The organism is Streptomyces sp. NPDC052016 (assembly GCF_044548445.1).
In the GTDB taxonomy this organism is placed as follows: Bacteria; Actinomycetota; Actinomycetes; order Streptomycetales; family Streptomycetaceae; genus Streptomyces.
This window is the reverse complement of record NZ_JBIUBX010000003.1, coordinates 226062-236998: the sequence shown is the minus strand read 5'-3', so window position 1 is coordinate 236998 and position 10937 is coordinate 226062. Positions and strand designations below refer to the sequence as shown.

Sequence of the window (10937 nt, the reverse complement as noted above, 5' to 3'; positions counted from 1 at the left end):
CCGGGGTAAATAAACCGCCCGCCGCCCGTTTGGGCGGTGCGCAACCCAACCCAACCCCCCCCCCGGGGGGGGGCCCCGGGGGGGGGGGGGCGGCCCGCTCCCCCCCCCCCCCCCCACCCCACTCGTATGCCACGGGCACGCCGTTACTGGTCCCGGTACATCTCCGCGACGAGGAAGGCCAGGTCGAGCGACTGGCTGCGGTTCAGCCGCGGGTCGCAGGCCGTCTCGTAGCGCTGGTGCAGGTCGTCGACGAAGATCTCGTCGCCGCCGCCCACGCACTCGGTGACGTCGTCACCGGTGAGCTCCACATGGATGCCGCCCGGGTGGGTGCCGAGCGCCTTGTGGACCTCGAAGAAGCCCTTGACCTCGTCCAGCACGTCGTCGAAGCGGCGGGTCTTGTGACCCGAGGCGGCCTCGAAGGTGTTGCCGTGCATCGGGTCGGTCACCCAGGCCACGGTCGCTCCCGAGGCCGTGACCTTCTCGACCAGCTCGGGCAGCTTGTCGCGGACCTTGTCGGCGCCCATGCGGACGATGAAGGTCAGCCGGCCCGGCTCGCGGTCGGGGTCGAGGCGCTCGATGTACTGCAGCGCCTCCTCGGCCGTGGTCGTCGGGCCGAGCTTGATGCCGATCGGGTTGCGGATCCTGGAGGCGAACTCGACGTGCGCGTGGTCCAGCTGCCGGGTGCGCTCACCGATCCACACCATGTGCGCGGAGACGTCGTACAGCTGCCCGGTGCGCGAGTCGACGCGGGTGAGCGCCGACTCGTAGTCGAGCAGCAGCGCCTCGTGCGAGGAGTAGAACTCGACCGTCTTGAACTCCTCCGGGTCCGCCCCGCAGGCGTGCATGAAGTTCAGCGCGTTGTCGATCTCGCGGGCGAGCTGCTCGTAGCGCTGGCCGGACGGGGAGGACTTCACGAAGTCCTGGTTCCAGGCGTGCACCTGACGCAGGTCGGCGTAGCCGCCGGTGGTGAAGGCACGGACCAGGTTCAGCGTGGAGGCGGACGCGTTGTACATCCGCTTCAGACGCTCCGGGTCCGGGACGCGGGCCTCTTCGGTGAAGTCGAAGCCGTTGACGGAGTCGCCCCGGTAGGTCGGCAGCGTCACGCCGTCGCGGGTCTCGGTCGGCTTGGAGCGCGGCTTGGAGTACTGGCCGGCGATCCGGCCGACCTTCACCACGGGCACGGACGCGGCGTACGTCAGCACGGCGCCCATCTGGAGCAGGGTCTTGAGCTTGTTGCGGATGTGGTCGGCGGACACCGCGTCGAAGGCCTCGGCGCAGTCGCCGCCCTGGAGGAGGAACGCCTCTCCCTTGGCGACGGACGCCATCCGGGCGCGCAGCTGGTCGCACTCGCCCGCGAAGACGAGCGGCGGATACGACTCGAGGTCCGCGATCACTGCGCGCAGAGCCTCGGGGTCGGGGTACTCGGGCTGCTGCGCCGCGGGCAGGTTTCGCCAGGTGTTGCCAGCGCTCGCGCTGGTCTTAGCGTTCACGGTCACGCCCTCAACACTACGGGGTCGTGTCGAGTCGTTTTCGCCCGGCTCGACAGGTGAGACGGAGTTCCGCTCACCTGTGTGCGGGTGACGCATGGGGTAAGGTGCGTCGCATGTTCGCGCCGACGACCCAGAACTGGTGGTGGACCGCTCATCCGGCGGCCCACTGACTGCGCGTACGCAAGACTTCGCGAAGGCCGCCCGAGGGGCGGCCTTCGGCGTTTCCGGAGCCGTTCCTCACCGACACCGACGGAAGAGGAACCATGGACCTGACCCGGCTTGTGCACGACTCCCGCCCGTTCGCCCTGCTCCGCCGCCGCACCCCCGGCCACGACGGCCACACCGTCGAACTGCTCGTCGGCCCGGTCACCGATCACGAGCGCCTCGCCGACCTCCCCGACGAGGGCCTCGCCCTCGTGCCGTTCCGGCAGATCCGCGAGCGTGGCTTCGACGTCCGCGACGACGGGACCCCGCTCACGGTCCTCGTCCCCGAGGAGCGGTACGAGATCCCGCTCGCCCGGGCGCTGGAACAGCTCCCGGCGCACGAGGTGCGCGTCGAGGGCGGCGGCTTCGACGTCGGCGACGAGGAGTACGCGGAGATCGTCGGGCGCGTGCTGCGGGAGGAGATCGGGCGGGGCGAGGGCGCGAACTTCGTCATCCGGCGGACGTACGAGGGGGAGATCCCGGGGTTCGGACGGGCCGACGCGCTGGCGCTGTTCCGGCGGCTGCTGGAGTGTGAGCGGGGGGCGTACTGGACGTTCGTCGTGCACACCGGAAACGGGAAGGGGCCCGAAGGTCCTTCCTCGGAAGGGCGGGGGCGGGCGACGGGAGGGCGGACGCTGGTCGGCGCCAGCCCCGAGGTGCACGTCCGGATGTCCGGCGGGACGGTCGTCATGAACCCGATCAGCGGGACGTACCGCTATCCCGCCGAGGGCCCGACGCCCGAGCGCCTGCTCGACTTCCTCGCCGACGGCAAGGAGATCGAGGAGCTGTCGATGGTCGTCGACGAGGAGCTCAAGATGATGTGCACCGTCGGCGACATGGGCGGGGTGGTGGTCGGGCCGCGGCTGAGGGAGATGGCCCACCTCGCGCACACCGAGTACGAGCTGCGCGGCAGGTCCTCGCTGGACGTGCGGGAGGTGCTGAAGGAGACCATGTTCGCCGCGACCGTCACCGGTTCGCCCGTGCAGAACGCCTGCCGGGTCATCGAGCGGTACGAGCCCGTCGGGCGGGACGGTGTGGGGCGCGGCTACTACGCGGGGGCGCTGGCGCTCCTCGGCAAGGACTCCGGCGGGGCCCAGACCCTCGACTCCCCCATCCTCATCCGCACCGCCGACATCGACGCGGCCGGGCGGCTGCGGGTGCCGGTCGGGGCCACGCTGGTGCGCGGCTCGGACCCCGCGGGCGAGGTGGCGGAGACGCACGCCAAGGCGGCGGGCGTGCTGGCGGCTCTCGGTGTGCGGGCGGGAAGGCCGCGCGCGGAGCACACGCGCCCCCGGCTGGCCGACGATCCGCGGGTGCGGGCCGCGCTGGACGGGCGGCGGACCTCGCTGGCGCCGTTCTGGCTGCGGATGCAGGAGCGGTCGGAGTCGCTGACCGGGCACGCCCTCGTGGTCGACGGCGAGGACACCTTCACGGCGATGCTGGCGCACGTGCTGCGGTCGGGCGGGCTGGAGGTGTCGGTCCGGCGGTACGACGAGCCGGGGCTGCGGGAGGCGGTGTCGGCGCACGAGGGTCCGGTGGTGCTGGGGCCCGGCCCCGGCGATCCGTCCGACCTGGGCGATCCGAAGATGGCGTTGCTGCGGGACCTGACCGCGCGGGTGCTCCGGGAGCACCGTCACGGGGTCCTGGGGGTCTGTCTCGGGCACGAGCTGATCGCGGCGGAGCTGGGGCTGGACATCGTACGGAAGGAGGTGCCGTACCAGGGGGCGCAGACGACCGTCGACTTCTTCGGGCGGGCCGAGACCGTCGGGTTCTACAACAGCTTCGTGGCGCGGTGCGACGACGAGGCGGCGCGGGAGCTCGCCGCACACGACGTCGAGGTGAGCCGGACCGCGGGCGGTGAGGTGCACGCGTTGCGCGGGCCCGGTTTCGCGGGCGTGCAGTTCCACCCGGAGTCGGTCCTGACGCTGAACGGGGCGACCATGGTGCGGGAGCTGGTCGGTCGGCTGCGCGGCGCCGGCACGCTCTCCGAGCCGCGGCCCGCACCGTAGCCGAGGACGTCGTACGCCGAGGGCGCCGCGACCGGCCGGCGGCGCCCTCGGCGGGGCGGGCCGGGCGAGGGCGCGCGGCCGGGTCCGCGCGGTCCGGCCCGGCCCCTCACGGGGTGTCCGCTGGGTGTCCGCTAGCCGAAGAACACCCCGACCTCCTCGTACAGCCTCAGGTCGACCGTCTTCAGCCGGGCCGTCGCCTCGGCGATGGGGACGCGGACGATGTCCGTACCGCGCAGGGCGACCATCGTGCCGAAGTCGCCCTCGTGGACGGCGTCGACGGCGTGCAGGCCGAAGCGGGTGGCGAGCCAGCGGTCGAAGGCGCTCGGCGTACCGCCGCGCTGGACATGGCCCAGCACCGTCGTCCGGGCCTCCTTGCCCGTCCGCTTCTCGATCTCCTTGGCCAGCCATTCGCCGACGCCGGAGAGCCGGACGTGCCCGAAGGAGTCGAGGGACTCGTCCTTCAGCACGACGTCCCCGTCCTTCGGCATCGCGCCCTCGGCGACGACCACGATCGGCGCGTACGACGCCCGGAAGCGGGAGGTGACCCAGGAGCAGACCTGCTCGACGTCGAAACGCTGCTCGGGGATGAGGATGGCGTTGGCACCGCCGGCCAGCCCGGAGTGGAGAGCGATCCAGCCGGCATGACGGCCCATCACCTCGACGACCAGGACGCGCATATGGGACTCGGCCGTGGTGTGCAGCCGGTCGATGGCCTCCGTGGCGATGCCGACCGCCGTGTCGAAGCCGAAGGTGTAGTCGGTGGCGGACAGGTCGTTGTCGATCGTCTTCGGTACGCCGACGCAGGGCACGCCGTGCTCGTCGGACAGGCGCGCGGCGACGCCGAGCGTGTCCTCGCCGCCGATGACGACGAGGGCCTCGACCCCGTGCTCGGCGAGGTTGTCCTTGATGCGGCGGATGCCGTTCGCCGTCTTGAGCGGGTTGGTCCGCGAGGAGCCGAGGATGGTGCCGCCGCGGGGCAGGATGCCGCGTACGGCCCGGATGTCGAGGCGGATCGACGCTCCTTCGAGCGGACCCCGCCATCCGTCCCGGTACCCGACGAACTCGTGGCCGTACTCCTGCACTCCCTTGCGGACGACGGCCCGGATGACGGCGTTGAGGCCGGGGCAGTCGCCGCCTCCGGTCAGTACTCCGACGCGCATGGACATGTCCCTTCGCCGCGGTTGCCTGACGAAGGTCACGGTAATCGTGAGCCAGGTCACACGGGTATGCCCCGGGAGGCGCAATTCCCGTGAACCGCAGGGGGTGTTACTCGTCGTCGAGCCCGCGCTCTATCGCGTACCGGACCAGTTCCACGCGATTGTGCAGCTGGAGCTTGCCGAGGGTGTTCTGCACGTGGTTCTGGACCGTGCGGTGGGAGATGACGAGTCGTTCGGCGATCTGCTTGTAGCTCAGCCCCTTGGCGACCAGGCGCAGCACCTCGGTCTCGCGGTCGGTCAGCCGGGGCGCGTTCGGCTCGTCGGTGCCGGCGGAGGGCGTCGGCTCGGAGGCCAGACGGCGGTACTCGCCGAGGACCAGGCCCGCGAGGCCCGGTGTGAACACCGCGTCACCGACGGACGTGCGGCGCACCGCGTCCAGCAGTTCCTCCGTGGACGCCGACTTCAGCAGGTAGCCGGTCGCGCCGGACTTCACCGCCTCCAGCACGTCGGCGTGCTCGCCGCTCGCGGACAGGACGAGGACGCGCAGCGCGGGGTTGGCGGCGACGACCTCCTTGCAGACCTGGACGCCCGGCTTGACCGGCAGGTTCAGGTCCAGGACGAGCACGTCGGGCGTGGTGGCCCGGGCACGGCGTACGGCCTGCTCGCCGTCGCCCGCGGTGGCGACCACCTCGAATCCGGACTCGGCGAGGTCCCGGGCGACGGCGTCGCGCCACATGGGGTGGTCGTCGACCACCATGACCTTGATCGGGCCGCCCGCTCCCGCCGTCCCGCCCTGTTCGTCGCTCATCGTGCGCCTGCCTTCCCCCGTGCGTTCTCGGTGTCTGTCTTCGGCACGGTCAGTTCGACCTCCGTGCCCTGTCCCGGCGTCGAGATCAGCTCGGCGCTGCCGCCGAGGTCGCGCAGCCGGCCCCGGATCGACAGGGCGACCCCGAGCCTCCCCTCGCCCTCGGCCTGCGCGAGCCGCCCCTCCGGGATGCCCGGTCCGTCGTCCCGCACGGTGACGATCACCGCGTCGGGCTCGTCCTCGACCAGGATCCAGGCCCGGGCGCCCTCGCCCGCGTGCCTGCGTACGTTGTCCAGCGCGGCCCCGACGGCCGCGGCCAGCTCCCGCGCGGCGGCCGGCGGCAGCAGCACCGGGGCGCCGGGCTCGGCGAGGCTGACCCGGGCGGCGGCGAACGGGGCGAGCAGCGGGCGCAGGTCCAGCGGGCCGTCGTGGTCCTCGTCCTCGGGCACCTCCACCGCGCGCACGACGGCCCCCTCGGCCTCGTCCAGCGACACCCGGGAGACGGGCACCAGACCGCCGGAGACCAGCGTGCGCAGCGCCACCTCCTGCTCGCCGGCCAGCCGGCCCAGCTCGGCCGCCTCGCCTCCGATGACCGCGCCCCGCCGCTGCACCATGGCCAGCACCTGCAGCACGCTGTCGTGGATGTCCCGGGCGAGTCGCTCCCGTTCGCGGGTGGCGGCCTCGATCTCCAGGGCGCGGGCGAGGGTGCGCTCGGAGGCGCGGGCGACCTCGACGACGTAGCCGATGGCGATGGAGGCGACCCAGACGAGGATCACGTTGTGGACGGTGTCGCGGGCGGGGTGGCCACGCTCGATGAGGTTGGCGACGGCGACCGGCGTGGAGGCGAACGCGGCCCAGCGCCAGCCGCCCTTGATGGCGTACGCGAGGACCGAGCCGGCCGTCCATATCGACGGCAGGGTCGGGCCGCCGGCCAGGATGTGCTCGTCGTTGACGACCAGCGGGGTCAGGACGATGCCGGTGAGCGCGACGGCGAGGTCGACGGCGAGGAAGCGCTTGGTGCAGGTGGTCGCGTTCTGCAGACGGGGCAGGGTGGCGAGCGTCCACACGCACAGGACGGCGTAGTAGGCGACCGCGACGCCGGGCCGGTCGTAGTCGTCGTAGGCGGAGACGAACAGGCCGACCGCGTACAGCATGGTCAGCACCCGGTAGGCGGTCAGCGCACGCCACAGCGGCAGCTCGACCGACATCCGCATGACTCTCTCGCGCCTGGGCACGTCCCCACCCCCGTTGTCCCCGCCCCTCGTCCCGGACAGCCTAGGACTCGGACCTCTCCTTCTTCGCCTGGTCCTTCTCGGCCTGCGCGAGGGCCGCCTTCGCCGCCTTCTCCGCTTCCTTCTCCGCCTTCGCCGCCTCCGCGATCTGCCGCTTGGCGGCGGTCGCGTACATGTCGACGTACTCCTGGCCGGAGAGCTTCATGATCTCGTACATGACCTCGTCGGTCACCGCGCGGAGCACGAAGCGGTCGTGGTCCATGCCGTGGTAGCGGCTGAAGTCCAGCGGCTTGCCGATGCGGATGCCGGGCCGCATCAGCTTCGGCATCACCTTGCCGGGCGGCTGGATCTTCTCGGTGTCGATCATGGCGACCGGGATCACCGGCGCGCCGGTGGCGAGCGCCACGCGCGCGAGGCCTCCGGGCTTGCCCCGGTAGAGGCGGCCGTCGGGCGAGCGGGTGCCCTCCGGGTAGATGCCGAACAGCTCACCGCGTTCCAGGACCTCTATGCCGCTCCTGATCGCCGCCTCACCCGCGCCGCGCGCGCCGGAGCGGTCCACCGGGAGCTGGCCGACGCCCTTGAAGAAGGCCGCCGTCAGCCGGCCCTTCACACCGGGCGTGGTGAAGTACTCGGCCTTGGCGATGAACGTCACCTTGCGGTCGAGGACCGCCGGCAGGAAGAACGAGTCCGAGAAGGACAGGTGGTTGCTCGCGAGGATCGCGGGGCCCTCGGCGGGAACGTTCTCCAGGCCTTCCACCCAGGGCCTGAAGATCATCTTCAGTGGCCCCCCGACGGAAACCTTCATCGCGCCGTACAACAACCGACTGCCTCCTGTATGTGTCGCTCAGACCTTAACCCGGAGCGCCGCCAAAGGCTCCGACGGCCCTGGTCGGTGTCGGTGCGGTCGCGTACGGTGAACCACACGTCCCTCCCACGAGACCGAGACGAAGACAGGAGACCGAAGGTGCCGGTCCTTCCTGGAGCCGAGCCGTACCGCCACGAGGGCGGGGAGGTCGGGGTCCTCCTCTGCCATGGTTTCACCGGCTCCCCGCAGTCGCTGCGCCCCTGGGCCCGATATCTGGCCGGGCACGGCCTGACCGTCGCCCTGCCCCTGCTGCCGGGGCACGGCACGCGCTGGGAGGACATGGTGCTCACCGGCTGGCCCGACTGGTACGCGGAGGTGGACCGCGAGCTGCGCCTCCTGCGCGAGCGCTGCGCGCGGGTGTTCGTGGCCGGCCTGTCGATGGGCGGCGCCCTGGCGCTGCGGCTCGCCGCGAAGCACGGCGAGGGGGTCGAGGGGGTCATCGTCGTCAATCCGGCGAGCAGGGTGCACGGCCTGTCCGCGTACGCGCTCCCGGTCGCCCGCCACGTCGTGCGGACGACGAAGGGCATCACGAGCGACATCGCGAAGGAGGGTGTCCTGGAGACCGGGTACGACCGGGTGCCGCTGCACGCGGCTCACTCCCTGCGGACCTTCCTGCGGCGGGTGGACGGAGAGCTGCCGCAGGTCACCCAGCCGCTGCTGCTCCTGCGCAGCGTGCGGGACCATGTCGTGCCGGCCGCCGACCCGGCCCGGATCCTGAGCCGGGTGTCGTCGACGGACGTGACCGAGATTCTGCTGGAACAGAGCTATCACGTGGCGACGTTGGACCACGACGCGGACCGGATCTTCGAGGAGAGTCTCGCGTTCATCGGCCGGCTCGCACCCAGTGTCGGCAAGGAAGGGACGACGGCAGGTGGCTGAGCACGACTCCGACCGCGAGGACCGTGAGGACCGGGAGCACCGCGACGACCGCGAGGACGGCCGCGGCCACGAGCCGGAGGAGCAGAGCGTGCCCTTCGACGAGGAGGCCGCGTGGGCGGCGATCGTCGCGGGGTACGGCGAGGAGCCGGCGGATCCGCCGGGCGCCAAGCCGTTCAAGTCGGTCGAGGACCTGGCGCTGCTCGAGGCGGAAACGAACGACGAAGGCACCGGCTCCGGGGCCGGCACCGGCGCCGGAGCCGGCGAGGAACCCGGCGACGAGAAGAAGCCGGTCAAACCGCTGGGCAGCTCCGTCTCCTTCGCGCCCGGTGTGGGCCCGCGCGACTACACGGTTCCCGAGCCGTCCGAGGCGGACTTCGACGGGGACGACGAGGGCCACTTCGTACCGCCCGAGCCGCCGCCGCTGCCCGCCGCCGACACGACGGCCAGGTTCGCATGGCTCGGGGTGATCGGCGGCCCCCTCCTGCTGCTGGTGTCGATCCTGCTCGGCTGGGACATGACGTGGTGGCTGGCGACGGTGTGCATCGGCGGCTTCCTCGGCGGCTTCGCCACGCTGGTCCTGCGGATGCGGCCGGACGACGAGGACGACGAAGACCCGGGGCGGGGAGCGGTGGTCTAGCCGGACGAGGGGCCGGGGGAACCGAGGCCGGCCGACCGGGCGACGGGCTGGCGGCGAACCGATGGCCGCCCCTGGCCGACGGCCTGCGGTCTCCCGGCAGCGGCTGGTCGGTCGGTGGTCTCGGCACAGCGGCTGGGCGGTCGGTGGTCTCGGCACAGCGGCTGGGCGGTCGAGGGTCCCCCACAGCGGCCGGGTGTCGAGCGACGGCCCGGCGCCGAATCGACCTCGGCCAAGCGACGGCCCGGCGGCGCACCGCAATTGGCCGGCCGAGCGACGGCCCGGCGCGAACCGCAGCCCAGCCGGGCGACCGCCTGGCGGGGAACCGACCTCAGCCAAGCGACGGCCCGGCGCCGCACCGCAATTGGCCGGCCAAGCGACGGCCCGGCGCGGAACTACGGGCCGGCCGAGCGACGGCCCGGCGCGAACCGCAGCCCAGCCCGGCGACCGCCTGGCGGGGAACCGACCTCAGCCAAGCGACGGCCCGGCGCCGCACCGCAATTGGCGGCCAAGCGACGGCCCGGCCGAGCGACGGCCCGGCGCGAACCGCAGCCCAGCCGGGCGACCGCCTGGCGGGGAACCGACCTCAGCCAAGCGACGGCCCGGCGCGGAACTGAGGTCGGCCGAGCGACGGCCCGGCGCGAACCGCAGCCCAGCCGGGCGACCGCCTGGCGGGGAACCGACCTCAGCCAAGCGCCGGCCCGGCGCCGCACCGCACCGCAATTGGCCGGCCGAGCCACGGCCCGGAACTGAGGTCGGCCGAGCGACGGCCCGGCGCGAACCGCAGTCCAGCCCGGCGACGGCCCGGCCGGACCCGTGGGCCGGCGCCCGGCGATGGTCCGGCCGGTCGTCAGGCGCGCGGCACTCTGAGGGCGGCCAGCACCGGAAGGTGGTCCGTGGCCGCCCTCAGGTCGTGCTCGGTGATGCCGGGGAGGCCGTGAAGTCCCTCCCGCCCGGGCGGATCCGGGAGCAAGGGAGGGACCCCGCAGCCGAGCACCTCCACCCCCTTCGTCGCGAAGATCGCGTCGATGCGGCGGGTCGGGCCGGTGGACGGGAAGGTGTGCTCGCCGCCCCAGGGGGCGCTCGCCCGGCAGTCCTGGAGGACGGTGGTCAGGCGGGCGAAGGTCCGGCCGCTCGGGCCCTCGTTGAGGTCGCCGCCCGCGACGGCGTGTTCCACGCCCATCCCGGCGAGGCGGTCGAGGAGCATCCCGGCCTGCTCGTACCGCTCGTCCCCGTGCAGTCCGAGGTGGCAGCTGAGGACACCCAGCCGGACACCCGCGAAGCGGACGACGGCGGTGGCGAAGCCGCGCCGGTGGTGCCCCGGCGTGAGGGGCAGGAGCACGTCCTCGGTGCGCTCGACGGTCGCCCGCAGCGAGCAGAGGACGGCCGGTCCCGCGGCCGTGGCACCACCGGTCAGGATGACCTGACCCGAGGCGGCCGCGAGCCGGGCGAGCTTCTTGCGCCAGCGGAAGAAGCGGGGGGCCTCCTGGACGAGGACCAGGTCGGGGGCGCAGGCGGCGATCACGCGGGCGAGGGCGTCGGTGTCGTCGCGCATCGAGCGGATGTTGTAGCTGAGGACGCGGAGGACGGCGGAGCCGTCGGGTTCCGTGCGGGAGCTTTCGAGCGGCGGCAACGTCACCATGCCGTCACGATACGTGGTGG

10 protein-coding genes are annotated in these 10937 nt (G+C 72.8%); 4 read left to right on the top strand and 6 right to left on the bottom strand.

All coding sequences use genetic code 11. The features are described 5' to 3' along the window. Positions 1-143: 143 nt before the first annotated feature. Positions 144-1496: a class II 3-deoxy-7-phosphoheptulonate synthase gene (locus ACIHAR_RS06035; RefSeq protein ID WP_365461143.1), complete on the bottom strand. Its 1353-nt coding sequence runs from the start codon at positions 1494-1496 to the stop codon at positions 144-146. 107 nt (positions 1497-1603) lie between these two features. Here ACIHAR_RS06035 and ACIHAR_RS06030 point away from each other — a divergent pair, with 107 nt between their 5' ends. Beyond that, entirely contained in the window at positions 1604-1660 is a 57-nt protein-coding gene (locus ACIHAR_RS06030; RefSeq protein WP_361978288.1) for a trp operon leader peptide, read from the top strand. 93 nt (positions 1661-1753) lie between these two features. After that, complete coding sequence (locus tag ACIHAR_RS06025; RefSeq protein ID WP_400017247.1) at positions 1754-3703, top strand: anthranilate synthase family protein; 1950 nt, start codon at positions 1754-1756, stop codon at positions 3701-3703. A 131-nt stretch (positions 3704-3834) separates the two neighbouring features. Here ACIHAR_RS06025 and ACIHAR_RS06020 read toward each other — a convergent pair whose 3' ends face one another. From ACIHAR_RS06020 to ACIHAR_RS06005, 4 genes are all read right to left on the bottom strand, one after another. Beyond that, positions 3835-4863 (bottom strand): 6-phosphofructokinase, encoded by a 1029-nt coding sequence (locus tag ACIHAR_RS06020; protein WP_365461139.1) that lies wholly within the window; start codon positions 4861-4863, stop codon positions 3835-3837. A 106-nt stretch (positions 4864-4969) separates the two neighbouring features. Then, on the bottom strand, positions 4970-5668 hold the full coding sequence (locus tag ACIHAR_RS06015; protein ID WP_365461137.1) for a response regulator transcription factor: 699 nt from the start codon (positions 5666-5668) through the stop codon (positions 4970-4972). Continuing rightward, entirely contained in the window at positions 5665-6900 is a 1236-nt protein-coding gene (gene macS, locus ACIHAR_RS06010; protein ID WP_365461135.1) for a MacS family sensor histidine kinase, read from the bottom strand. The genes ACIHAR_RS06015 and macS overlap by 4 nt, the downstream gene beginning before the upstream one ends. A 40-nt stretch (positions 6901-6940) precedes the next feature. Beyond that, positions 6941-7702 (bottom strand): lysophospholipid acyltransferase family protein, encoded by a 762-nt coding sequence (locus ACIHAR_RS06005; RefSeq protein WP_400017243.1) that lies wholly within the window; start codon positions 7700-7702, stop codon positions 6941-6943. Positions 7703-7861: 159 nt separating this feature from the next. Here ACIHAR_RS06005 and ACIHAR_RS06000 point away from each other — a divergent pair, with 159 nt between their 5' ends. Both ACIHAR_RS06000 and ACIHAR_RS05995 read left to right on the top strand, forming a co-directional pair. Then, positions 7862-8641 carry an alpha/beta fold hydrolase gene (locus tag ACIHAR_RS06000; RefSeq protein WP_365461131.1) on the top strand — a complete coding sequence of 260 codons (780 nt, stop codon included), beginning with the start codon at positions 7862-7864 and terminating at the stop codon, positions 8639-8641. After that, a complete protein-coding gene (locus ACIHAR_RS05995) occupies positions 8634-9278 on the top strand; it encodes a hypothetical protein (RefSeq protein WP_400017241.1) in 645 nt (214 codons plus the stop codon). The genes ACIHAR_RS06000 and ACIHAR_RS05995 overlap by 8 nt, the downstream gene beginning before the upstream one ends. Before the next feature lie 847 nt (positions 9279-10125). On the opposite strand, the gene ACIHAR_RS05990 is transcribed toward ACIHAR_RS05995, so the two are convergent. Further along, complete coding sequence (locus tag ACIHAR_RS05990; protein WP_400017396.1) at positions 10126-10917, bottom strand: endonuclease/exonuclease/phosphatase family protein; 792 nt, start codon at positions 10915-10917, stop codon at positions 10126-10128. Between the last annotated feature and the right edge of the window lie 20 nt (positions 10918-10937).